We start from the raw sequence: 24,135 nt of genomic DNA on the forward strand, positions 1-24,135 counted from the left end.
TACCATGCCCCTCCAGCGGGCTGCTCGATTCTACTTCAAAGTAGCTGAGGTCCCGCAGTAGGCCTAGTACCCTTTCCCGCGCACTTCCTGGCTCGTCCTCTTTGGCACCTTTGACTAGAAAAGGTAGTAGCTCCTCAATAAAGTAACCGGCATGCAGCTGACCCATAAGTGCGAAGTATACAGCGTAAGTAGTTGATAATGGTTTATTCGCACTTCAGTAGCATCAAACCTTGATTTTCTTTATCACAAACTCTTTTCCATCAATTTGAAACTTAAACTGCGTTTTGGTCGAGCTAAGCAAATCCACGTTGCCGTAGTGCATCTGCCGGTGGTGGTTAGCGCATAGCGTAATGATATTCGCCAGCCCCAGAGCCCCCACCGCCAGGTTAGCTACCTGGTCGACGTGGTGCGCCTCCACGTAAGGGTCGCCATTCTCTTTCAAAAACCCAATCGGGTTAAGCTTCATTGCCTCGCACAGTAGGCACTTGTAGCCCATATGTCGCTTCGCCAACGTAGCAATGCGCCCCCGCTCGATATAGGCCGATACCCGCAGCTTCTGCTCCGGCTTCATCTTTTGCATCTTGGCTTCTAGGTCGGCAATGCCGCTCAAGGTGCCCGCGTCTGGGTCATCAACCAAGCCGCCTAGCCCATCTCCATCATCTTCTACTTCCTCACTGCCCAGTCTCTCTAACAAGGATGCAAGTTTGGCATCACGTGGGTTCTGCCGGGCCGCCAGCCGCAGGATATTCACCACGTTCTCCTCAGTCAGGTAGTTGAAGCCCTGCTGCGATATCTTCCGACCTACCGGCAAAAGGTTCTTGCTCTTGACGCTCTCGGCATCAATTACTACCGGTTTGGCAAAGAACATGATGTCCTCAACCTGTGCCCGCACGTTGCCATAGGTGTAATCCTGAAAACCCCGGTGCTTTGCCTTGCGCCAAAATTCGCCAATCTCAGGAAAGGCATACACTCCCACAATGCACTTGCGGTTGCCGTGCTGGTAATCTGAACTTAGAAAAAACACTGCCCCTAGGTCTTTTTCCCGTGGCTGCTTCTTAAACATTGGGGTGTAGCCGATGTACGTACCATCTTTCTCAGCCGGGTAAAGTTTATACCCAAAATTCAGGCAGTCAGCGCCTTCTCCGTTGTCCCGTACAAAATCGTATTTTGTATTGCGAAGGTCTTCTTGCGCGAAAGGCTTGGTCCAATCAGTGCTGTTCCACATGATAGAAGCCAGGATGCCGTAGCGGTCAGGGTTTTTCATGCTCAATAAGGCTAGATGGCCAATTGCTCCTGCTCATCCGAGGGGTCCGGTTCGAGCAAGCCCGCCTCCACCAGCGCGGCTTCTTCTGCTTCCTCATCTACTTCTTCCTCAGTCACAGCAACTGGCTCCGCTACCTGTGGAGCAGGCCAGATGGCAATGGCCCAATCAGCTAGCATATCAGCCCGCTTCAAAATAGCTGTCTCATTCCAGACTGGTTCTGCTGCTACCGACTTATTGAGCTTTATCGGACTGTCGATAAACCCACCCTCAAGCATCTTTTTCTCCGCAAACGGCCGGTCGCTCATCTCTGAATTGTAGCCCGTTAATGTCAAATTACCTATCGTGTGCAGGTATTTCTGGTGGACAGCTTCCCATTCTTGGCCCAACTCAGTCTGCCATGCTTCCGATATATTCTCGTTTTGCGGCATGATGTGCTCAATGGTATAATCGCCAATGTTCACAAATTCTTTCCGCTTGTAGTTTTCCAGATTAGATAGCAAGAAGTGACGTTTTCCGAAGTGGTAAGCATCACGCGCTATGAACTGCTGACGAAATTCCATGTCATTCGGGAAGCGCCGCGCCCAGCCCATACCCAAGAAATGGGCCTTTACGTCAGTCAGGTAATCGCTGCCTTTCAACTGGTTACCGAAGCTGGCAAATGTGCTGTTCAACGTATTAGTAGGCAAGCCACAAACTGCTCGCCGCATCAGGTACGCCTCAATGATTTCTACTATTTCCACCAGGCCGTCCTTGCTCACTAGGCCCGCTGCCGAGGCAGCGTAGGCACTCAGCAGGTACGGATAGGCTACCCCAATGCCGAGGCTTATCAAACGTTCTAGCGCCGCTCGAAGTCCAGCATGCTCTTCCTTTTCCGGCTGGCGCAGGCGTACATAGTAGGTGGCGTGGTGGTACAGCTCCTCCACAAGCCCTTCTACTTGCTCCGCGCCCACTCGCCCGGCCGCATAATTATTTTTGAAGTGCTGATAAACAGTCCAGATACTCACTAAATCGCCGGCTTTCATGGTAAGGAAGTCGCGCATAAACTCCCCGAACATTGTGCTGTAGGCCTCCCCAAATGCCGATTCCATCGGGTACCAATGCTTATCGTACAGCTCAGTCTGCACTGAGGGCACCTGACCCATCAGCACGTAGTTGCGGATAAGGTCGGCTTGGTCTAGAGGGCGGCCTGTTGAGTTGAGACTCTCAAAGATTAGTTGCGGGTTATCCACTCCTGCTTCCAAGGATACACCCACGACCATTAGCTTGTTGATGCCATTCCACAAATCCGCTACATTGTCAGCTGTCACCTTCTTTTGAAAGAATTCAAAGTTTTCCCGTACACGCTCCGAACTATGCTCAGGTAGCGGATTAGTATTTACTACAGCAATCAGCGTCTCTTTATCACGCTTCGTGAGCAGTAGGCGTTGGGACATTTCCCCAGTTTTAAATTGGTTTGTTAGATACAGTGCTCGTATTTCCTCACTACTAACACCCGGTACCGGCTCACCTTGCTCTTTTAGCAGCCGATAGATAGCAGTGAGCAGTAAAATGCTGGTAGTCAAGCGTTGTTGCCCATCAATTACTAGCGAGGCCGGTACAGTTCCTATAGCAGCGTGGGCCGTTGCTTGGTAATACACTACAGAACCCATGAAATAGCTCTTTCGGCTCGCATCACGGCCCACCTGCAAAATATCATTAAATAGCTTTTCGCAATCCTCTAGTTTCCAACTATATGGCCGTTGGTAAATTGGAATGGTGAAATGACGCGGACCTTGTAGCAGACCAAGTAGGTTGATTTCGTTGGCAGTCATGTTTAGCGGTAATTGATAAGTTGGATGTCCAATTCAAATGCAGTCTTACTCATGGAAGCTTGATAGACTTTAACATCAGGAAAACTTCGGGCAACGCCTAAAACCTCATCTCGATGCTCTTCTGAAATCTTACAGCCCAATATGATTTCTTTTAAAGTTTCAGGCTTGTATTGAAAAGTTTTTTTGGCCCCATGCACCTTAATCATTCTGACTTCATCCTCGTATTCCCACAAACCTGATTTAGTGCCGTAAACACCATATATTTCTAATGGCCCCTCCTCGGTACCGAGCCCAGGTGGTATGCTAGGGTATTCATTTTGATAGTTAATTGGCAAAATCGTGCACTGAATATCAGTAAACAACGAGTCTGTATCGAAGCCAACCACAAACCCTCTATGTGAATTGCTGTAATGCGACCACATGAGAATATTAGTAGGCTGAGTTGTTAGGGAGAAAACTCCTATGACTTCATTATTAGCAGCATACTTCCTCTCGTGTAAATCATTGAGATAATCGGTATTGCGCAAATTGTTGAACGCCATCAATACTTGTTCTTCTACCTCTTTCTGACTAGCATTAGTATTTCCATGCAAGTAACTATTAGTAAGACGCTGCTTTAATTCATCATCGCCTATCAGGTCATACCTAATAGGAAATTTAGAATCAAAGGGGTCATTAAAATCATCAGCCGCAGAGAAATATATTTCTCTGTTTGTTAGAATTTTCTGGTTGTACTCATTCGCCCAATTGCGATACTTATAAATAGTATTGGGTAGGCCATCAGAGGGCCGCGGGTTCTCTGAAATTTGTGATTCAAATTGTTTATTCATGGTGGCAGTGAAATGTGTTCAAAACCTGTTAACTCACGCCCAGTACCGCCCCCCCAGCATCGCCTGATTCAGCAGATGCGTGTACACTGCATCGCGCTTCTCCACAAATACCGGGGTAGGGTAGCCCTCTTCCGGCAAATCGGTATCCAGCACGCCGCCTATCATGTCGCGCACCTTCATTTGCAGCTGGTAGTTCTTGTGCCAGTCGGGCGTGAGTACCTCGCGCTTGGTTTCGTTGGTGCGCAGCTTAGCTAGTAGGTGCTGCGCGGCGGCTTTCACCTTCACCTTGTCGGCAGGCTTTAGCTCGCCCACGAACAGCAGGTCAAACAGTTCCAGCTCCTCCTCGCTCAGGCCCTCGGCAACGGCCCGCTTTTCTTCTTCGCGCAGCTGCTCGGCGTATTTCTTCAGGTCCTGAAAAAATGCCTCCACGTCGCTGCTCGACGAATTGTAGTTCTGGATGATGTCGTGCAGCTTGGCCGCCAGGTCCACCCGGCCCACGTTGCGGCCCAGTAGCCCTTGCACCTTCTGAGTCAGGAAGTCCACCATGTCGGTTATCGCCAGGTTCTTGTGGGGGCGGGCCGTGAAGCGCTCCTGCAGCTTTTCCAGGTCTAGCCCGCTCAGGTTAATTTCCTGGCCTTGCGCCTCGATGTGGTAGCCCGCGCCCGCGTCGCCGTGCGCCACGATGGCCTCGTCAATCAGGCTGTCGGCCCGGCTGCGCGCCCCGTCAAAGTCGCCGCTGTTGTCCTTGGTGCGCGTGATGATGCGCCGCACATATTCCAGCGCATCTTTCAGCCGGCGGTAGCGGCCCAGGTAGGGGCCGCTACCTTTCAGCAGCTCCTCAGTCAGAATATCGGGCTTGCAGGCCTGGTAAAACGATGTTACCGCCGTCTGGTACACCCCAAATTCCTTTTTTAGGTCCTCAGTTTTCGACAGCGTATCAGCCATGTCTTCCAGCTGCGTCAGCTGGTCAAACGTCGCGCCGCTCGCCAGCACCTCGTCCAGGCTCAGCCCCTGCGCGGCCAGAAACCGGACCGCCTCCGCAATGGCCGCGTCCAAATATGATAGCAGCACCTCGAAGTCTTCGGCCGGGGCGCCGGGACCGGCGGCCTCGTCGCCCTCGGACTTGACCTTGGCGTACTTCGCCAGCGCCTTTTCCAGTCGGCCCCCGGCCATCAGCCCGTAGTAGTCGAGCACTAGCCCATTAGTCTTGCCGATGGGGTAGAGGGTGGCATCGGTGGCTACCTCGCCCGCCGCGTCCAGCGCCACCGCCACGCGGTTGGCCCGCGCGATGGTCTGCATCAGCGTGTGGTTTTGCAGCGGCTTGTCCAGGTACAGCGTCGACACAGTGGGCGCGTCGAAGCCAGTCAGCCACTTGGCGCATACAAACACCAGCCGCAACCGGTCGTGCTCATCCCGAAACCGGTCTTCTATCGTCTTGTGGTCGTCGCCCCAGGTTTTGTTCATCAGCGCGCGGTGCGGCCTAATGTCCAGCCCCAGCTTCAGAAACTTCTGGTCTTCTTCGCCTTCCTCGCTCACCACCACGGCCATCTCGGTTTCGCGCATCCACTTGCGCTGCCGCTCCAGCTCCTGCCGCTCGGCGCTGCCGGCGGGGGCCGCGTTCAGGCGGCCTTGCAGCTCTTTCTGAGCCTGCTTCCAGTGCTGCTGCACCCGGTCATACATCCGCACGGCCGTGGGCTTGTCTAGGCTTACCATCATGGCTTTGCCCAGATAGCCCCGCGCTGGAAAGTGCCGTACCACGTCGCGCGCAATGGCGTCCAGCCGGTCGTTGTCGGTCAGCACGGTCATCATGCTGGCGTACTTCCGCGTCAGGCGCTCCTGCTGCTCGTCGCTCAGGTTTTCGTCGGCCATTATCTCCGCGAATTCCTCGTTCAGCTCGTTGTTCTGCAAGCCCATTTTGGGCACTCGGTTGTGGTAAAACAGCGGAACCGTCGAGCCATCCAGCACACTCTGCTGAAAGTTGTACTGGCTCACGTAGCCCCCAAACCACTCTTTGGTTGTCTCTACTGCGTCGAGCAGGGGCGTGCCCGTGAAGGCTAGGTAGCTGGCCCCCCGAAACGCCCGCCGCAGGTTTTCGCCCAGGTCTTTGTACTGGCTCCGGTGGGCCTCATCCACCAGCACCACGTAGTCTTCGCCCCGCGCCGTTAGCTCCGGGAAGGCCCCGCCGCCCCGGCCGCTGGGGTTCTTGAATTTCTGTATCAGTGTGAAGATTATCGGCGTGCCCTTGCTCACTAGGTCAGCCAGGTGCTTGGCGCTGTCGGCCCGCGCTGGCTGCTTTTCATCCAGCAGCCCGCTGCGTACAAACGTCTTCCACAGCTGGTCCTCCAGGTCGTCGCGGTCCGTCACCAGCACAAACTTTAGGGTGCTGCCCCCGCGCACCACCCGCCGCGCTTTCTGCACCAGGTAGGCCATCGAGAAGCTCTTGCCCGAGCCTTGCGTGTGCCAGAATACCCCCAGCTTACCCGCCAGCTCCTGCCGCCGCTCCAGCGCCGCCACCGCCTGGTTCACGCCCAGGTACTGGTGGTTTTTGGCCACTATCTTGGCCCGGTGGGCATAAAAAAGCACGAAGTTTTCCAGCAGGTCCACCAGCGTTTCTTTCCGAAACAGCGTCCGCATCACCCGCTCAATGTCGGTTTCGCCCTTCGCCACCACCGTGGGGTCGTCTTCGCTCTCTTTCTCCCAGTTAAAAAACTGCTCCCAATCGGCGGTGTGGCTGCCCACCTTCGTCACTAGCCCGTTGCTGAGCACCACCACTAGGTTGTAGTCGAATAGCTGCCCGATGTCACGCTTGTAGTCGGTCAGGTTCTTGTCATAGGCCTGGCGGGTCTCCTCGTTAGCGTTTTTTAGCTCCACAAACACCAGCGGCAGCCCGTTTACGAACACCAGCAGGTCGGGCCGGCGCGTAGTCTTGCCCTTGATGGTCAACTGCTGCACCACCGCGAAGTGGTTGTTGGCCGGGTTCTCAAAATCGACGTAGCGCACACGCGTTTTCACCGTCACTCCCTTGGCATCCTTGTGCTCGAAGCTGTCGCCCTTTTGCAGCAGCTCCGTCACGGCCCGGTTACGTTCAAACAAGTTCCCCGGCCGGGGCTTGGTTAGCAGCCGCACCGCGTCGGCCAATACCGTTTCGGGGGCCGTTGGGTTGAGGTGGCGCAGGCTGTCGCGCAGCTGCCCTAACCGCACCACTTCCTGCGTGGTGGCCCGCCCAAACTTGATGTTGGCCGCGCCTTCGTTCTGCTGATGCTGCTTGTAAAGGTTCAGGTGCTCGTCATAGTGCAGCTCGTTGCGCAACACATGCACGCAGGCGTCTTCAATCTGGTCTTCCGTAATAAACGCCATCGGGAGGGGTTGGGTCGGGCGGGAAAAGAGGGTTAGTCGGCTAGATTAGCTTCGGCGTCATTTACTGTCAGTTGGCCGCTTAGCAGGCGCGGTAGCAGCGCGGCACGGGTGGCGCGCAAATACTTAGACTGCTTTTGTATGTTGGCTATTTTATCTAACATTGGGCGTACAACTTCCTCAAAAGCAGCTAAGGCCCTGTTATCAGGTAATATAGTTTGATACGTTTTCAACACGCTCCATTCAGAGCGTGGCATCTTTGTTCCGTTCGAAATCAGGTCCGCGTATTCTATGAAACGCTCGCTGAATACAGTGAACAAGACAAAACTGAGGGCGTTCTCAATCCGAGGCCGAATAACAATTGCGTCTGTTGAGCATATCCCCGCAAAATGAGCTAGGCAGACCTTGTGCAGATAGGCGCGAATTTTCCCAAATAGAATGTCATTCTCCTCAAAAGCTAATTTGTCGCTACCGATGTCGTCGGGCGTTCCAGTTACGGTAATTGAGATTGACTTTACTGACAGATGCTCTAACCCGACGTAAGCGGCATCAGGGGCAATGTCATCGATTTTGATAATTCGCCGTGTGTCATAGGCGACTTCGTCTAGTGTTGCAGTTCGCCACCCCGCCGGTAATTCGCCCTCCGGTCCGGCCTCGGCCCCAGGGCAGCGCCCGCGCACAAACCACTCCTGGTACACCTCCTGCGCTAGCCCTTCTAGCGCTGCCACCTGCTGCTGGTAATTCTCCAGCAGCGCATCGTAGCGGCCCAGCACCGTCGCTATCCGCCGTTGCAGGGGCAGGGGGGGGAGATAGGTTTTGATAGCATGTAAAGACTGTCGGTTCACTCCTGGGACAGCCCCTGCATCGTTGTTATTTTCAAGCCCAAGAGTCTGTAAGAGGTAGTAGATGAAGCGGGGATAGTTTCCTTTGAAATCCTCTACAAATAGAGTCGTATTGTGGGGCCAATAATCTCCCTCAACATAGTAAACCTCACCAATTGTACCGTATCGACCAGTTATCACGCCAGGGCCGCTTTCTTTATATTCAGCGTGGTAATCCGTAATGCCTGATGATGAAATGACGGGATATTTACCCTCACTTCGGGCCGAATGCGGCAAATCATAACCACGTTGAAGGTTGATAATTTGACCAAGTTCTTTCTTTTCCCACATTATACTAGCTCCTCTCGCAAGACGTCAACAAACAACCCTTGCACATCCCGCACAATGTCACTTTGCAGCGCGTCGGCTTCGGCGTGTAGCTTGGCTAGTAGCCCCGCCTGCTCTTGGACGAAGTCACGGAATTCCTCCGGCGTGCGCCCGTCGTCGTCTAGGGCCACGCCCACATAGCGGCCGGGATTCAGCGAGTGGTTTTGCGCCGCTATGTCGGCCTGACTGGCCCGGTAGCAAAGCCCCTCCACGTCGCGGTACTCGCCCGCCGGGAAGTGCCCATCTAGCCACGCCACCTGCGCCTCGAAGTAAGCCACGCGCTCCAGCACAAACAGCAGCAGGTCTCGCTGTTCGGCCGCCTGCCGCAGCACCCCGCGCAGGCCGGCCCCCGCCCAAGTTTTGTCTTTGGCCGGCCGCAATTCCTTATCCGCAAAGTTCACCAGCGCCTCGGTCCGCTGGCTCAGGGCCAGCAGCCCCGCCTTGTCGGAGGGCAGCGCATCGGCCGTGAGCGCCGCCAGTTGCGCTAGGTCGGTGGCCCAGGTGGCGTGGCTAGCCTCAGCCGCCCGCGCTTCGGCGCTCAGCAGCAGTTCGGTGCCAGCCCGCCAGTCAGCTACTCGCTCGGCCAGCGCCACTAGGGCTGCCGCGTAGGCTGCGCGGTGCGCCGCCACGCCCCGGTAGTGGCGCGGGGCCTCGCTGCCATCGGTGTCTGTTATCTCCGTGTCGCGCCAGGCCGCCATCGCCGCCAGGTAACGCAGCCGCAGCGCCCGGAAGTTGTCCGTTTCGCCCCGGTACAGCCATACTATGGCTGTCAGATTCTGCTGCTGCGCCTCCGTAAAGGTGCGCAGCTTGCGCGTGAGCTGGTGGTAGGTGCGCCGCGCATCAATAAACAGCGTTTCGTCGTGCCGCGGGTGAGCCACGTCGGTCTTGGCCCGGTCCAGAAACCACAGCGTCACCGGCAAGGTCACGGTGTAAAAGAAGTTGGGCGCAATGGTCATCATCACGTCCACCATGCCGGCCTCCACTAGCTTGGCCCGCGCCTCGGCTTCGGCCCCCCGTGCATCGCTGGCCGAGTTGGCCATCACGAAGCCAGCCCGCCCTTTCTCATTCAGGGCCATGGCAAAAAGCGACACCCACAGGTAGTTGGCGTTGCCGTAGGTTTCGGCCGTTTTGCCCTTGGCCTTGGCAGCTAGCGCCGGCCCATAGATCGTAAACAGCGGATGCCCATTAATGTCGGCCGCGCTTACGTCGTCCACATTAAACGGCGGGTTAGCCATCACAAAGTCAAACTTGCCCTCTGTGTCGGCGTACTCGTCAGTGTACGCCCCGGCCGCCAGTGACGAGTACACGTTCCGAATGTCGCTCTTCAATCCGTTTACAAACAGGTTCAGCCGCGCCAGCATCGTAGTTTCCTTCTTCTGCTCCTGCCCGTACACAGACAGGTGCCCCGCTTCCTCGTGGCTCCGCACAAACTTAGCCGACTGCACAAACATGCCCCCCGTGCCGCAGGCTGGGTCCAGTATGCGCCCCGTATGCGGCTCCAGTATCTCCACTATCAGCCGCACTACCGAGGTAGGCGTGTAAAACTCGCCACCCTTCTGCCCCTCGCTCAGCGCAAATTTGCCCAGGAAATACTCGTAAATCTTCCCGAACACGTCGCCCTCCGCAACCCGTAGCTCCGCCACGTTGGCCAGAATGTCGCGCAGCACGTCGTCGGGTATCTTCCGGTAGTCGGCCTTCGGCAACTCTATCTTGGAGTTCTCGTCCAGCGCCTTATTGTTGGCCTCCTCAAACGCCTCCATCGCCTTAATCACCACCTCCGGCGCATCGTCCGTCTTGCTCAGCTGTAGCAGGGTTTTGTCGTAGTGCGCAGTGTCGGGCACCGTAAAGCCAATCACGCGGGCGTAGGTCTGGGCCGGCTCCTCCACGTTGCGCCCGCTTCGCTTGGCCACGTTCTGCGCGTCGGCTTCCGCCTTCAGCTTCTCAAAGCGGTTGGTGGCGTACCGCAAAAAATATAGCCCTAGCAGCGGGGCCGCGTACTCGCTGGCCTTTAGCTTGCTCTTCGCCCGCAGCCGGTCAGCCGAGGCCCATAGGTTTTCCTCAAACACCAAGGCGCGGGGCACCCGGTCAAACAGTATAGTATCCAAAATCTAGTACCCTGAGGTAGAAATGTTATAAATCTCGTCTTGCTAAAAGCCGAGTTACCACAGCGAAAAGTAAATGTAGTGCGCCAACTAACAAGGGTGAATATTTACTAGCCGGATAAGAAAATTTACGTTACTTCCTCCCCGTAGTGCGCCACTGCCCGCCACAATTCCTGCTGCACCATTTCCCGTAGTTCTGCTGGCCCCAGCACCTCCACGGCCCCGCCAAAGCTTAGCAGCAGCGTTAGCAGCTCCCGCGTGGGCACCACCCGCAGCTCCACCACCGGCCCGTGTTCCGTTTCCCGCACCTGCTGCGAAGCGTGCATCGGCTTGGTCAGCACGTAGGGCAGCCGCCCCGGCGTAAACCGCAACTGTACTACCGCCTCCTGCGCATCAGGTAGCAGCGATACGCCTATCAGCTTTTCAAACCAGGTGGCCGGGTCGCTCGGGCTAGCCTGGTAGGGCTCATCGGCTGGCTCCAGCCCTTGTATGCGGTCCAGCGCAAACACCGAGGCCGCCCGCCCGTGCCGCTGCCCCACCACAAACCACCGCCCGTTGTATTGCTTCAGTAAGTAGGGCGACACCACCTCTCGCGTAGCCATCTCCGCTCCAAACGGCTGGTACGCCACCCACACGCTCTGCTGCGCGCCGATGGCCGCGTACAAGTCCTTCAGCCACTGCTGCCCCTGGTACTGCGGCGCCTGCTCAAACTGCACCGCTACGCGGTCTTGTAGCCGCTCCTGGTAGCTCAGCCGCAGCTCCAAGCGCTGCACCAGCTCGCGCAGCTCGTCGGCCATGCCCAGGCCCTGCAGCTGACGTAGCGTCCGCAGCACCTGGTGCAGCACCGCCAGGTCCTCAATCGTCACCGGCATATTAAATATCGAATAGCCTGCCTCCGAGTAGTAGTACCCCTGCTCCGCCGAAAACGCAATCGGGGCCTCGTACCCCGTGCTGCCCCCCGGCCGCATATTTTTGAGGTCCTCGCGCAGCGTCCGCACGCTTACCTTGCCCCTGGTCCCCAGCTGGGCATCCAGCCGCTCGGCCACCGCCGCCTGCAGCTCGGCAAACGTCCACCGCCGCGCTCGCCGCTGCAGGCATTCATCTAGTGTGGCGTAGCGCAGCAGAGCGTTATTTGAGGGCGGCATAATCTTTTTTTGGAAAATTACACCCTATGCAGCTTGGCTGCACACCCGCCCTGTTGCTTTGTGCCGTGGTTGTAATTCACGCTGGCCACTTCCCCTTTTTAAGCAGGTTTCAGGCCACCGCTAAGGCCCTCCGTGTATGAATAACCGCAACGCTGCCTTTCTCACTGCTACCAGTATTATCAAGCGCACCTACCAGGTGCTTTCCAGCGAGGGCTTCCAGCTGCAATCCGAGATAACGGCGATTATTCCATACCTGATGCTGTGGCTGCGGAATAATGCCCCGCTGGAGCTTTTCCTAGCCTCCGGACCCCTACGCTTTCCCCTGCCTACGACCGGCTCCGGCAACGAGGAGTTGCCCTACTCCCATGACTTGGCGCAGTCGCTGGAGCTGTTAGAGGACATCCGCCTGCGGCTAAGCAGCCGCACTCTATCGCGCGTTTCCGAGCTGCTGTCCACGCTGCAGTTGCCCACCCTGCTTCAAGCCGAGTACGCGGCGCTGTTGGATTATGCCCTCGACTACCCCGCGCAGGCGGCCTCTGGCCCCAATAGAAGTTACCTGGTACCCGCCGAGCTGCTGGAGTTCATCACCCAGGTTTACCCCGTGCACGAGGGCGATAGCGTGTATAACCCGTATGCCGGCACCTGCCAGCTAGCCGGTTTCCTGCCTGCCACTGTGCAGTACTATGGCCAGGAGCCCCTCCGGCTAGAGCAGGCACTCGGCACGCTGCGCCTAGCGGCCCACGGGCTCCTTCACGCCTTTATCACGCCCCAGGACCCCCTGCGCCAGTGGCCCTCCCACCGACGCTGGGATATGATTCTGGTGCCCCGGCCCATGTTCCGAACCGACCGGATTGAGGGCCTGAGTGGCTCTTCCGTAACCCAGGCCTTTGATATTGCGCTGGTCCAGCAAATCATGCAGAGCCTGGCCCCTGCCGGGCAGGCCATAATCGCGGTTCCGGCTAGTTTCCTCTGGCACAGCATCCGCGAACACCGTCTCCTGCGCGAAAGCTTGGTGACCTCCGATGTGCTAGAAGCCGTCATTGAGTTTCCGGCTGGCCTGTTGCACAACACGACGGCCTCCTTTGCCTTGCTGCTGCTCAATCGAAACCAGCGGCCCCAAAGCCGAGTCCTGCTGCTAGACGCCGAAGAGTACACCAAGCGCCAGGGGCGGCAAGCCGTGCTCGATGTGCCCGGCCTGCTCCAGGCTTTCCGGCAGCCCAGCTCAGAGGCTGCGCTTTACGTCGCTCCTGAGGAGCTGGCCGCCCAGTATTTCGAGCTCAGTGCCCGCCGTTACCTTACTCCGCAGGAGCCGGTCGGAAAGCAAGCCCGGCTTATCCAAGTAGTTAGCCAGCTGCCCACCCGTAGCGAGCGCGTCCTCCCGCCCGAAGGCCGCCTTATCCGCATCCGTGATTTGAGGTCCGACAACTTCGAGTTCACCCTTACCACCGACCTGGTGCCGGTCGAGGAGTTGGGCCGGCGCCAGCTCGTGCCGCTTACCCAGACTGCCCTGCTGGTGGCCTTGCAGGGTGGCTCGCTCAAGCCGACCTGGTATGTGCATCAGCCTGAGCAGGTGGTGTACCTGCCGCCCTACATCAAGCCGCTGCACCTGCACTCGGACGCGGTAGACTTGGCCTATCTGATTTCGGAGCTCAACTCCGAATTCGTTCGCAAACAGGTGAAGGCATTCAATACCGGGGCCGTTATGCCGTCCATTCGCAAGGACGATTTGCTAGGGCTGATTCTGCGTCTACCCCCCCTGGATGAGCAGCAGGAGATTGTTGCCCATGCGCGCGAGCAGGTGCTCCAAATCAAAGAAAAGGAAAAGGATGCAGTGCAAGCCACGCAGCAGGTCAAGGAGGAGGCCTACGCCCAGTTTGCTTCCCTAAAGCACGCGCTCGGTACCCCGCTGCAGGAGCTGGCTTCCGGGCTCCGGCGGCTAGAGCGCGTTATCGAGCGCTATAATATGGCCGGCCAACTGCTCGCTCTGGATAGCCTCATGCATCCTGCCGATGCCGTAACCACTGTGCGCCACACGATTGAAGCGATGAAGCAGGCGCGCGACTATATCTACGAAACCGTTCACCGCGACGAGGCGGAGCTCAATGTGCGGAGCTATGCGCTCGAGTCAATCGACCTACTGGATTTCCTTGACCGGCTGGTTAAACGGAAGCAGGCAACTGACCAGTGTTTCACGCTTGCCCTGCTGGACTTAGCTAGCGTAGCTGGTAATGAAGAGACGTTTTTCGGCCTCATCAAATTTTACGTGCAGGCTAATGAGTCACTACTCAATCGCTTGTTCGATAATATCCTCGATAACAGCGCCCGGCACGGCTTCGCTAACACCCGCGCTGAGCAGAATAGCGTGCAGATTTGGGTCCAGGGTTCCTTTGGTGATAAGCTTACTATTGCTATCCACAACAACGGCGCGCCTCTGCCTGCCGGATGGGAGGTAGACCGTCTATTTATTAGAGGTGCCAAGGCCGGTGCTACTGGCCGCTCAGGCATCGGTGGCTACGAGGTAAAAGAAATTGTAGACTATTTCAACGGCTCCATCACGGTGCAGCCCTCTAACCTAAACGGCTATACAGTAGCCTATGTAATTACGCTGCCAGTAGCTGCGTCTGAGTTGCAAACCCCCGACCCTATTTCTTCCGATGATGTACCGAGTTCTCTGGATTGACGATAATCCACCAAAAGGGCTAGTAGGCGACGCCCTTGATGCCGACATTCATATTACGCATTTTCGCTCTAATCAAGAAGGTTTTGCTTACCTGGAACAGCATCTAACTGATTTTGACGCGGTGCTACTGGATGCTATTTCTTTCGAAAGAGAAGACCAGGTTGCTGGTACTGAGCACGAACGCGCATTAGGTAAAGCACTCCAAAAACTAGCTGAGTTGAGCCACCGGAAGTATTTTCCGTCGTTCATCCTAACGGGGCAAGAGAAACTGGTTAGCGACCCATCGTTTGGCGAGTCCTACGAGAACTATTACCAGAAAGGTGGCGACGACGAAGACCGCCTGTTCAACGATATTAAAAAAGCCGTTGACGAGCTACCCGAAACCAAGCTACGCCACCGTTATGCTCCCGCTTTCGCCGCCTGTAGCAAACAGTTGCTTGGTGAAAACGCAGGTTCTCTACTCATTAAGGTATTGCAGGGGCTAGAGAAACCATCTACCGACCATGACGACGACAGCTTATTTAATACGCTGCGGAAGCTAGTAGAAGCATTTCTCTACGCTGCCCACAGCCAGCAGCTGCTGCCCGACCAATGCCTCAAAGGTAGCGAGGTTAACCTAACGGCTGCGTATTATTTCTTTGCCAGCGCTTCCGGCCAACCCATGAACCCTCCCCACGGGGGCGATAGTGTCAAACTGCGCCAGGCAACGCTGCCTAAAATCCTGACCGAATCACTGCACACGCTCATTGAGTTGACCAGCAATGGGTCGCATTATCAGCAAAACGCGCTGATTACGCAGGGGCAGCGCCAAGAGGCTAAAATCCAGTTGCAAACGCTGCGCGAAACAGTAAGAACGCCCTATTTGCTGGCAGCTCTAACCTACCAGCTACTCGACTTGCTAGTGTGGCTCAAAGAGGTAATTGATAAGCCTGCGCTGCTGCAAACCTATCAGAATGCCTGGGATACTATCACTACCAGCACAAACAGCTATACCTCTGGCACTGTAACCGGGATTTCTCCTCTTAACGGTAGTGGTGAGTTTACCGCTGTTCCATCCGGTGAAAAAGCGCTAATTCATCAAAGTGCTATGCAAGCTCAATCCTTACAAATCGGGGATGAAGTTGAAGCCGTCTTAAAGCTGAGCGATAGACCAGGTAGGTATCAGCAGGTGGTACAAAGCTTACGCAAAACTGTTCGACCAGCCGGGGCATAGTTCTATTGATTTACTAGCGATTTCATACTCCGTCTAATATCCGTGCTGCAACGCCGGATTTCTCACTCGCGGCCACCGGTCCCGTACCATCTGCATCCATAACTGCTGCCATTGAAGTGCCGCATCTTACAGTCGTGCCCGCTCAATAGGTTGTGCATACTGTCCTGCAGCTGGGTTCCGGTAAAAATCTTCCTGTCACACTGACTGCAACTTTTTTGTGAGTTATTGTGTATGTTTGTGACACCACAGTAATAGAGGGCCATAGGGCCCGCCCCAGTTATGTCAGTAAAAGCACCAGTTAACAGTCTGGGCGCCAATATAAAGCAGTTGCGTCTCAGCAATGGCTTTACCCAGCAACAGCTCGCCACCTACCTAGATATCGACCGCTCTCTACTGGCGCATATTGAAGACGACCGGCGTCAACCAGGGCTTGTGTTACTTGAGAAACTCGCCACGCTCTACGGAGTTGACCTAGCCGACCTATTATCCCCCAGCCCTGAAGCGCTTGCCCTTAATGCGGCTTTTGCCTTCCGGGCCGCGGGTGACTTTCAGCCCACCGACTTAGAGCACATCGCCGGGTTTCGTCGCATTGTTTCCAACTATCTCAAGATGAAGCGTATCGAAGACGCTGAGTAAGTCCATGAAAACCGCCAAATTCGATATCCGGCCCATTGAGGCCCAGGCCGAGAAATTCCGGGCTATCCACGGTCTAGGTCAGGGCTTGGGTCTCAACCTGGAGTTACTGCTTCATCAGTTAGGCGTAGTGGCAGTATTCAAGCCGCTTGGCTCCGAAGGTGCACTCTCCGGTATGGCTCTCAAGCAGGATGGCGAGCGCTTTATGCTCGTTAATTCTAGTGTGGCCCGCGGCCGGCAAAATTTCACCATTGCGCACGAACTGTACCACCTATTCGTGCAAGCCGATTTTCACGTTCGTTATTGTCATACTGCTCGCTTCAATGGTCAGAATGACCCGGAGGAGCGCAATGCTGACTATTTCGCTGCCTGCCTACTTATGCCCAAGTACCGCATAATGCAGGCCGCTGCCGACCTCACCCCAGGTGCCAGCCTGCCCTTGTCCACTATCGTGCAATTAGAGCAGGAGTTTCAGTGCTCCCGCAAAGCCATGCTTATGCGTTTGGTTGAGCTGGACTACCTCCGGCCGCAGGAGCAGGAGGACTATGGCAAAAATGTCATACTCTCGGCTCGCAACCTTGGGTACCCCACTGACCTCTACGATAATACCCGCCCCGCTAAGCGTGAAGCCATCGGCGACTACCTGCCGTTGTCTTCACGCCTTTTTGAACAGGAGCGCATCTCCGAAACCCAGCACGCCACCTTTCTGCACGATTTCGCGCTGCCTTCCGGTGCCGACCTCGACTCCGCCGCTGACGCCTAATCTTTTCCATGCCCCCTAACCCTCTACCCAAGGTGCTGGTTGATGCCGACGTAGTCAGCCATTTTCTAACTGGCAACCGAATGGCGCTGCTCAACGTCGTGTTTCCTGGCCGCTTGGCTCTGCTGACCCAGGTGGAAGACGAACTGCGGGTAGTGCGCAAATTCAATACAACCCTCGACAACTTCATTCGCTTTTGTCAAGTTGAGCAGATAGCGCTGCCCGATAATGACTTAGCCTTAGCGTTGGAATACGCTATGCTGCAGCGCACGTTTGGTAAAGGTGAAAGCGCATGCATGGCACTAGCCCGCCACCACGCCCACTATATTGCCAGTAGCAACCTGCGCGACATTCGCGCTTACTGCGAACAGTATAGTATTAAGTACTACACTACCTCAGATATTCTTCACCTAGCCGTTATTGGCCAGCACCTCACTATACCAGAGTGTAACGAGTTCATCGCGGAAGTACGAGCCGCTGGGGGTAAAATGCCCTACGCTACTTACCAACAATTCAAGCAGGCCAACGGCCTATAGTTGAGAAATAGCCCCAGTTATAGTACACTTTAGGTAACCCCCTTTGCCCATGTAAGCATCACCAACTCACAAAAAAACCGCCCGCCACGGGAGTGTGACGGCCGGCTTCTACTGCACAAGCGCAACAGGCTAGATTCTCAGGTCAGCACCTGCTTGCCCTCGTCGAGGCCCACCAGCTTATTGCCCGTGGTCCTCTCTCTTTCGACAATTCGTTTTGCGAAAGTAATTGCGTTTTACGCAACTAGCACTATCGCGTTCGATTGTCTGACTCGGTGTGCCCCTCCGTCAGGGGTAGTAATTCCTTCTAAAACAGTCAGTAATCATGCCTAAGAACGTCCACGTTACCCCCCGATCCAACGGTTTCGCCGTTATCACGGCCGGTGCTCAGCGCGCATCCGTCATCAAGCCCACGCAGGCCCAGGCCATCGCAGTAGCCCGACCGCAGGCCGCCCGTAACGGCAGCGAGTTGGTCATTCACCGCCCTAACGGCCGCATCCGAGCATCCGATAGCCACGGCCATGACCCTCGCAGCATCAAGGGTTAGTTTTTCATAACGGTGAGCAGGCAGGGGCATGCCTTGACGGTAGACTCTTGTCTGTTTCATCTGGCTGATGCTACAAACGTGGCTCATATTGGCCAGACTTTAAACCAATTGCAATAACCCGACAATGGATTTAAATAAAGACGAGTATCTCGGTTGTGTTCACCGCTCCTACGGCATCAACCTCGAAGATGACCTTATCAACGACAACAACAGCTTAGCAGACCGATACCGCAAAAAGCGCGATGCTGTACAAGCTGCGCTTAATAAGAAGTTCGGCACCACTCTAGCCTGTATTCAGCATTCGGGCTCCTATGCCAAGCACACGGCAATCAATATCAAGTTCGATATGGACTTGTGCCTCAATTTTAAGCGCAAAGCTTTTGAAACGCTGCAAAGTATGTACGATGCAGTACTTGATTATTTGGAAAGTAACGAGTTTAGCGATGATGTAGGCGACTTACTTCAAACTCGCCCCCAAAAAGTATCAGTGGGCCTGTTTTTTTCGGTGGATGGTGAAACTCTCAACTTCGACATCACCCCCGGCCGCCGTATCAGCGACGATGACCCGAACTGCTTCGACCTGAATCTGCACCTGAAAACAGAGGAGTCATCGACGCGCATGAAGACGAATATTGCTAAGCAGGTCGAGCATATCAAGGGTCGTAAAAAGGAGCGTGAAACTATTCGACTGTTGAAAGCATGGAAGTTTGCGCACTTCCCGAATCTAAAGTCCTTTTTGTTGGAGTTGCTGACAATTAAGGCTTTCGATACTAAAGGTGAGGATAATGTGCCCGCCGCCCGTTGGGAAAGGCTAAAATTAACGATGGAGTTTATTCGAGATAACATCGAAACCATCAATTTAGCTGACCCTGGCAATTCCAGTAACAACGTTGCGGCCAGCCTCTCGGACGAGCACAAAACAGAGTTAGCGCGGGATATGAAGCGGGCACTTACTCAGATTGATAGTGACGCATCTAAACTAAAATTCTACTTTCCCGAAAATCCTAAATTTCCCTGCGAAGAGAAGAAGGCTGAGGACTCTTCGGCTAGCAATCGCTACAGCCAGAAGCCAAACGTCCGCGAGACTATTTATCCGCCCGCTACCTATGCTTAACCACGATGAAGACGTAGCGTTTTACAATGCTTTCTTCGCGGAGCTGCCCGACGTATCGCTGCTTATACCGTTCGTATTTGAACAAGCAGCGGCGCGGTACGTCGGGCGTGTAGTAGTTGCCACGGCCAAAGAACCCGTTACGTTCACAGTACACTTGCCGGAAGCATATCCTCAAGGCGAGGTTCTGTTTTATCCACAGGAACTTCGGGGCTATCCCCACCAGAATGTAGCTCGATTACCAGAGCACGGGGGGACGCTTTGCTTAGCAACGCCAGTAGTAAATCACTTGCATACCCGATTAACGCTAGAACTGGAGCGCCTGCACGGATGGCTAGACCAATACTACGTGCGCGAAGTAGCTGATGAACTTTACGAATACATTCCACTAGAAGAAGCGGGCGGAGGTCAACTGTTGTTTGATGAAGAACCAGCTGATAACTCGGTGACTAGGTTTGAGGCCCGCCAAAGCGGAACATTTCAATATTGGCTTTTGCGAGCGGCAAGCGACCCGGTAGCTTTACCCAAGTATCCAGCCGTTTTCTTAGGCAGTGGGCTAGGGCATCTAAAAGCTCGCTGGACTTCTGACCAATGCCAAGGAGCTACCTACACTGGCTTGTGGGCCTTATTGCGGCAAGAGCCAGTAATAGAGCGTAAACTACGTATCAGTCGATGGGATGAATTGGTGCCGTTACTTCCCGAAGATTTCTTTGTGGTACTGCGCCAGCAGGCAATCAGTCCAACTTTTCGTAAGCAGTCTTCCCCAGCGTTAGGCAGAAGATTCTTGTTAGCAGTAGGCTACCATATTCCAGGCACTGACGGGCCAGAAATAACGTGGGACGTGCTCTCGATACCGCTGAATATACTGAAACACGATAAATCGCCGAAGGAACTGGAGAAGCGATTGAAAACTTTAGACCAGCAGGCCCTCGATTGGGGAGATTCTAGTAATGCGGCATATGCTCGATTCTTTGGTAGGGGGCAACTAGCACCAGCATTGACACAGCCACGGGTACTCATCGTTGGAATCGGGGCAGTAGGCAGTACGCTAGCTGAACAGCTGGTTCGCGGTGGATTACGTCGTGTAGGTTTGGCTGATTTTGATGTGGTTGCGCCTGGTAATGTTTGTCGCAGTCGCCTACGCTTTCGTGATGCAATGGCCCCAAAGGGTAGAGCTTTGCGACAGCACCTATTCGCACTTTCTCCCTTTGTAACAGTTGCGTTACACAAGTCAATGCCAGCTACTGCACCCGGTGGGCAGGGGTGGGAGCAGTTGGTAGAGGGGCTACGCGGTTTTGACCTAATATTCGACTGTTCAGCAAACAATCAAGCCCTGTGGACCCTGCAAAGAGCTGCAACAACGGCGCAGCAAGTAATACATCTGTCTGTCACTGAAGGCGCGGAGGAATTAATTGTAGTAGCAGGTAGTACCAGTTTTCCGCTGGAGGAGCGACGTGCCGCGTTATTAGCTCAGCTACAACGGCCGATACACCCAGAATTTCGGGAGGGCACAGGTTGTTGGCATTCTACTTTTCGAGCTACAGCCGCCAATATTGATGCGCTAATAGGAGTAGCTGTGGGTGAGCTTTCTACAATGGGAAAAAGCGATGAGGATTTTCGTTCTTTTAGCCTGCATCGTAAACTTGGCCAGGGAATTTTAGTCAGCCACGACCACCACTACATCCAGCCAGAATTAGGCCTGCACCTAGTAGTGACAAGCCATTGCTTGGATGAAATCCATCGGCTGACCCTTTTGCATCAACCAAGCGAATTTGGAGGTGTGCTCGTCGGCAGCTATTCTGCAACCGGTAAAGGGGCCATTGTCAGCCGCATTATTGTGCCAACCAAGTACCGCAGTTCGGCAACTTCGTTTACGCCTGATGCAGGATGTATTAACAGGCAGTTACGAGAGTTGCCAACTGCACTACAATATCTCGGAGACTGGCACTCACACCCCAACGGGCCAGCGCAGCCAAGCCCAACCGATAAGCGCACTATTGCTCAAGTAGCGAATCATGCGCAGGTTGGCATCAAGTCGCCACTGCTATTAATAGTGCAAACCCGAGCTCATAAAGTACAACATCATTTTTTTATTCATTATCAGGGGCAATTGTACGCCTATCAGAACAATGGCAGATTTTGATTTACGCGGCGCATTTGCAAGTATGCAGAATACGATGACTAATTACCTTGTGACAAACCGCGAGTTTGTTAGTCATCCTGGTACAAAGGGGGATGTTACGGAAGATAGTTGGCGAAACTGGCTTTCTGAGTATTTGCCAAAACGTTATTGCGTGGATAAAGCATTTATTGTCGATTCTAACCGAAAGCTTAGCGACCAGATTGATTTGGTTATTTATGACCGCCAGTATTCACCTTTTGTATTTAAAATGGGCGGAGCAATGTACATTCCTGCCGAGAGTGTATATGCAGTATTTGAAGTAAAACAGACAATGAATAAAAAGTACTTGGATTATACTGCCAATAAGATTAAGTCAGTCCGCTTACTTCACCGAACTAATGCACCAATTTATCATGCTGACGGCTGCATCACCGATCCACGCAAACCATTTACTATCCTCGGTGGACTATTATGTCTTGATAGTGAATGGGAAGATACATTTGGTGAACCCTTCGTAAAGGCTATTGATAGCTATGAGTCATACGGTCGGCTTGATATAGGGTGTGTACTCCAAAAGGGAACATTCAATTTAGAATACCGCAAAGAGGAAAATCATAAGCGTGAATTCAGCACGAAAGAAGAAGCATTGATTTATTTCTTCCTAAAATTACTCGCCCGTTTACAACGTCTGGGCACAGTGCCAGCTATTGAAATTGAGGAATATGCACGAGTCCTTAGTTCGCTTTAAAATACTAAGGTAGAGTTGCTTCAAAACAATTTTTAGTTACTATCTCCGCTGCGCGGGTCACTATTCAGTTTTAGGTCAACATGTACGCTTCCCTAAATCGGAAGCCAGTTATTACGAGAGATAACTGCAAATTGCAATAGTTTTATTGCTGCATTCATCGTTGCAATAATCTCAGCACCGACATAAAATAGGAAGAACTTACCTCTGCAAGGCGTCTCAGTGGGGTCTAGCGTTTTCTAAACGAGCACCTGGAAGGAATCACCGCATCCTAGACTACCAGCACGGCAGCCCTAGATTGAGAACAATGGCGCCTGGGAGCTTTGCTGTACATAATACAGACTACTGCGCCGGTTTGGTTAGTAGGCGCTGCACCCCCATAGGATGAAACGCCTTTCCATACCGTGTGTGGTAACCAGACTGGTTGAGCTGCTCGGCAATGTTGCGCAACGTCGCCCCCGTGGCCCGCAACAGCGCGGCCAGCTGTGCCGCCTGCCGATTATTCAGATTGGATTGGGCATTCTGGGTCATCGCTGCCCACGATTTCTCTCGCGCGGCCTGGGTCAAATTAGCGGGCGTACCGAGTTGCGCGCCCCGCGCTTTTTTGGCGGACAAGGCATCGCGGGTGCGAGTGGAAATCGCTGAGGCCTCCTTCTGGGCCACGGCCGCCATAATGTGCAGGGTAAACTCATCGGCGGCCGGCAAGTCAACGGCTTGGAAGCGCACCCGACTTTCCATAAGCGTCGCGAGGAAAGCCACGTTGCGCGCGAGTCGGTCCAACTTGGCCACCAGCAGCACCGCGTCTTCCTGCCGGGCGCGGGCAATAGCCGCGGCCAATTGGGGCCGCTCGTTTTTCTTGCCACTCTCGATTTCGAGAAAGGTGGCCACGAGTTGGGCGTCACCTCGCAGAAAGTTTTGCACCGCGGCTTGCTGAGCTTCGAGGCCGAGGCCGGACTGGCCCTGGCGGACGGTACTGACGCGGAAGTAGGCGACATAGGTGGTCATTGGTACAAAACTACCCCGGTTTTGAGTTTTGTCACAAAAGTTAAACGGACGTTTACAATATGTAAAATCCGTAACTTGCCAGGGTTTTTCTTCCCTTTCGTTCCCGTTTGATGTCGACCGCTCGTCGCTACACTCCTTATTATAGAGTCTCCACCCAAAAGCAAGGCACCTCTGGGTTAGGGCTGGAAGCGCAGCGGGCGGCGGTGCAAGCGTTCGTCGCCGACCCGGCCCAGCTAGTGGGAGAGTTCGTCGAGATTGAAAGTGGTAAGAAGAACTCCCGGCCCCAGCTGCACGCGGCTATCGCCGAGGCCCGGCGGGTAGGGGCCACGCTGCTGATTGCGAAGCTGGATAGGTTGAGCCGCAACGCGGGGTTCATCTTCGCCCTGCGCGATTCAGGGGTAGACTTCGTCTGCTGCGACATGCCCGACGCGAACACCCTTACCGTAGGCCTATTCGCCGTGCTTGCCCAGCACGAGCGGGAGACCATTTCCAAGCGGACCATCGACGCGCTCGCCGCCAAGAAGGCGCGAGGCACGCAGTTGGGCAGCCCGCAGAATTTTACGAGGGCCGTCATTGCCCAAGGACAGGCAGCGATGCAGCGCAACGCTCGTGAGCACCAGGCTAACCGGCAAGCGGCGCAGTTAGCGGAACTCTTGCGGGCCAAAGGGCAGACCTTGTGGCAAATTGCCACCAAGCTGAACGAGGCGGGCTATCGTACCCGGCGCGGAAAGGCGTTTCAGGCCACCACGGTGCAGCGCCTGTTACCTGCTGCTACGGCTTAATAAGCTTCTGGCTCTGACGTAGGGCCTCTACTTGACTTCCTGCAATCTAGCTAAGTCAGTGCCTAGAAGTATAGATAGGTAGCATTGCTGTTTCCTTATCGCTACCTATCTGGGCTAAGCGAAACCAGCTACTTGGGTACGGTATCCAATGCTTATCGTACCTAAACTTATGCTTTGCATCGGTTTGGCACACGCAAGCTTGATAAGTAAGAATTATCCTATGTTCAGACACGACCCCTAATTTGGGTCAGTAAAGGAAAAGAGCGGAGTAAGATTCTAATGTTATGGGG

18 protein-coding genes are annotated in these 24,135 nt (G+C 54.6%); 10 read left to right on the forward strand and 8 right to left on the reverse strand.

The window, feature by feature from the left end; genetic code table 11:
• Positions 1-223: 223 nt before the first annotated feature.
• The 7 genes from J4D99_RS19320 to J4D99_RS19350 form a co-directional block, all read right to left on the reverse strand.
• On the reverse strand, positions 224-1,264 hold the full coding sequence (locus J4D99_RS19320) for an HNH endonuclease (RefSeq protein WP_208133386.1): 1,041 nt from the start codon (positions 1,262-1,264) through the stop codon (positions 224-226).
• Between the two features lie 11 nt (positions 1,265-1,275).
• Positions 1,276-3,075 carry a DUF262 domain-containing protein gene (locus J4D99_RS19325; RefSeq protein WP_208133387.1) on the reverse strand — a complete coding sequence of 600 codons (1,800 nt, stop codon included), beginning with the start codon at positions 3,073-3,075 and terminating at the stop codon, positions 1,276-1,278.
• A 2-nt stretch (positions 3,076-3,077) separates the two neighbouring features.
• Positions 3,078-3,905 (reverse strand): DUF2971 domain-containing protein, encoded by an 828-nt coding sequence (locus J4D99_RS19330; RefSeq protein ID WP_208133388.1) that lies wholly within the window; start codon positions 3,903-3,905, stop codon positions 3,078-3,080.
• A gap of 33 nt (positions 3,906-3,938) precedes the next feature.
• Positions 3,939-7,262 (reverse strand): type I restriction endonuclease subunit R, encoded by a 3,324-nt coding sequence (locus J4D99_RS19335; protein WP_208133389.1) that lies wholly within the window; start codon positions 7,260-7,262, stop codon positions 3,939-3,941.
• A gap of 32 nt (positions 7,263-7,294) precedes the next feature.
• Positions 7,295-8,431 carry a restriction endonuclease subunit S gene (locus J4D99_RS19340; protein ID WP_208133390.1) on the reverse strand — a complete coding sequence of 379 codons (1,137 nt, stop codon included), beginning with the start codon at positions 8,429-8,431 and terminating at the stop codon, positions 7,295-7,297.
• Entirely contained in the window at positions 8,431-10,572 is a 2,142-nt protein-coding gene (locus J4D99_RS19345) for a class I SAM-dependent DNA methyltransferase (RefSeq protein WP_208133391.1), read from the reverse strand. The genes J4D99_RS19340 and J4D99_RS19345 overlap by 1 nt, the downstream gene beginning before the upstream one ends.
• Before the next feature lie 125 nt (positions 10,573-10,697).
• Complete coding sequence (locus tag J4D99_RS19350) at positions 10,698-11,714, reverse strand: helix-turn-helix transcriptional regulator (protein ID WP_208133392.1); 1,017 nt, start codon at positions 11,712-11,714, stop codon at positions 10,698-10,700.
• Between the two features lie 136 nt (positions 11,715-11,850).
• Here J4D99_RS19350 and J4D99_RS19355 point away from each other — a divergent pair, with 136 nt between their 5' ends.
• From J4D99_RS19355 to J4D99_RS19395, 9 genes are all read left to right on the forward strand, one after another.
• Positions 11,851-14,394, forward strand: coding sequence for an N-6 DNA methylase (locus tag J4D99_RS19355; RefSeq protein WP_208133393.1), 2,544 nt, complete (start codon positions 11,851-11,853; stop codon positions 14,392-14,394).
• A complete protein-coding gene (locus J4D99_RS19360; RefSeq protein ID WP_208133394.1) occupies positions 14,372-15,607 on the forward strand; it encodes a hypothetical protein in 1,236 nt (411 codons plus the stop codon). The genes J4D99_RS19355 and J4D99_RS19360 overlap by 23 nt, the downstream gene beginning before the upstream one ends.
• Positions 15,608-15,886: 279 nt before the next feature.
• Complete coding sequence (locus J4D99_RS19365) at positions 15,887-16,243, forward strand: helix-turn-helix domain-containing protein (RefSeq protein WP_208133395.1); 357 nt, start codon at positions 15,887-15,889, stop codon at positions 16,241-16,243.
• 4 nt (positions 16,244-16,247) lie between these two features.
• Positions 16,248-17,003 (forward strand): ImmA/IrrE family metallo-endopeptidase, encoded by a 756-nt coding sequence (locus J4D99_RS19370; RefSeq protein WP_208133396.1) that lies wholly within the window; start codon positions 16,248-16,250, stop codon positions 17,001-17,003.
• Positions 17,004-17,011: 8 nt separating this feature from the next.
• Positions 17,012-17,536 (forward strand): hypothetical protein, encoded by a 525-nt coding sequence (locus tag J4D99_RS19375; RefSeq protein ID WP_208133397.1) that lies wholly within the window; start codon positions 17,012-17,014, stop codon positions 17,534-17,536.
• 322 nt (positions 17,537-17,858) lie between these two features.
• Entirely contained in the window at positions 17,859-18,080 is a 222-nt protein-coding gene (locus J4D99_RS19380) for a DUF2188 domain-containing protein (RefSeq protein ID WP_213019589.1), read from the forward strand.
• 124 nt (positions 18,081-18,204) lie between these two features.
• Positions 18,205-19,194: a nucleotidyltransferase family protein gene (locus J4D99_RS19385; protein ID WP_208133398.1), complete on the forward strand. Its 990-nt coding sequence runs from the start codon at positions 18,205-18,207 to the stop codon at positions 19,192-19,194.
• A complete protein-coding gene (locus tag J4D99_RS19390; protein WP_208133399.1) occupies positions 19,187-21,334 on the forward strand; it encodes a ThiF family adenylyltransferase in 2,148 nt (715 codons plus the stop codon). Before J4D99_RS19385 ends, J4D99_RS19390 begins: the two co-directional genes overlap by 8 nt.
• Positions 21,321-22,061, forward strand: a complete 741-nt coding sequence (locus J4D99_RS19395; RefSeq protein ID WP_208133400.1) for a DUF6602 domain-containing protein — start codon at positions 21,321-21,323, stop codon at positions 22,059-22,061. The genes J4D99_RS19390 and J4D99_RS19395 overlap by 14 nt, the downstream gene beginning before the upstream one ends.
• A 339-nt stretch (positions 22,062-22,400) precedes the next feature.
• Here the strand turns inward: J4D99_RS19395 and J4D99_RS19400 are convergent, their stop codons facing one another.
• A complete protein-coding gene (locus tag J4D99_RS19400) occupies positions 22,401-23,063 on the reverse strand; it encodes a recombinase family protein (RefSeq protein WP_208133401.1) in 663 nt (220 codons plus the stop codon).
• Between the two features lie 110 nt (positions 23,064-23,173).
• On the opposite strand from J4D99_RS19400, the gene J4D99_RS19405 reads away from it, so the two are divergent.
• Entirely contained in the window at positions 23,174-23,845 is a 672-nt protein-coding gene (locus J4D99_RS19405; protein WP_208133402.1) for a recombinase family protein, read from the forward strand.
• The last annotated feature ends 290 nt before the right edge of the window (positions 23,846-24,135 follow it).

The organism is Hymenobacter sp. BT559 (assembly GCF_017571525.1).
Taxonomy (GTDB): domain Bacteria; phylum Bacteroidota; class Bacteroidia; order Cytophagales; family Hymenobacteraceae; genus Hymenobacter; species Hymenobacter ginsengisoli.

Coding starts and splice junctions, on each gene's coding strand:
- J4D99_RS19320 (WP_208133386.1), bottom strand. CDS start 1,264: ATGAAAAACCCTGACCGCTACGGCATCCTGGCTTCTATCATGTGGAAC.
- J4D99_RS19325 (WP_208133387.1), bottom strand. CDS start 3,075: ATGACTGCCAACGAAATCAACCTACTTGGTCTGCTACAAGGTCCGCGT.
- J4D99_RS19330 (WP_208133388.1), bottom strand. CDS start 3,905: ATGAATAAACAATTTGAATCACAAATTTCAGAGAACCCGCGGCCCTCT.
- J4D99_RS19335 (WP_208133389.1), bottom strand. CDS start 7,262: ATGGCGTTTATTACGGAAGACCAGATTGAAGACGCCTGCGTGCATGTG.
- J4D99_RS19340 (WP_208133390.1), bottom strand. CDS start 8,431: ATGTGGGAAAAGAAAGAACTTGGTCAAATTATCAACCTTCAACGTGGT.
- J4D99_RS19350 (WP_208133392.1), bottom strand. CDS start 11,714: ATGCCGCCCTCAAATAACGCTCTGCTGCGCTACGCCACACTAGATGAA.
- J4D99_RS19355 (WP_208133393.1), top strand. CDS start 11,851: ATGAATAACCGCAACGCTGCCTTTCTCACTGCTACCAGTATTATCAAG.
- J4D99_RS19360 (WP_208133394.1), top strand. CDS start 14,372: ATGTACCGAGTTCTCTGGATTGACGATAATCCACCAAAAGGGCTAGTA.
- J4D99_RS19365 (WP_208133395.1), top strand. CDS start 15,887: ATGTCAGTAAAAGCACCAGTTAACAGTCTGGGCGCCAATATAAAGCAG.
- J4D99_RS19370 (WP_208133396.1), top strand. CDS start 16,248: ATGAAAACCGCCAAATTCGATATCCGGCCCATTGAGGCCCAGGCCGAG.
- J4D99_RS19375 (WP_208133397.1), top strand. CDS start 17,012: ATGCCCCCTAACCCTCTACCCAAGGTGCTGGTTGATGCCGACGTAGTC.
- J4D99_RS19380 (WP_213019589.1), top strand. CDS start 17,859: ATGCCTAAGAACGTCCACGTTACCCCCCGATCCAACGGTTTCGCCGTT.
- J4D99_RS19385 (WP_208133398.1), top strand. CDS start 18,205: ATGGATTTAAATAAAGACGAGTATCTCGGTTGTGTTCACCGCTCCTAC.
- J4D99_RS19390 (WP_208133399.1), top strand. CDS start 19,187: ATGCTTAACCACGATGAAGACGTAGCGTTTTACAATGCTTTCTTCGCG.
- J4D99_RS19395 (WP_208133400.1), top strand. CDS start 21,321: ATGGCAGATTTTGATTTACGCGGCGCATTTGCAAGTATGCAGAATACG.
- J4D99_RS19400 (WP_208133401.1), bottom strand. CDS start 23,063: ATGACCACCTATGTCGCCTACTTCCGCGTCAGTACCGTCCGCCAGGGC.
- J4D99_RS19405 (WP_208133402.1), top strand. CDS start 23,174: ATGTCGACCGCTCGTCGCTACACTCCTTATTATAGAGTCTCCACCCAA.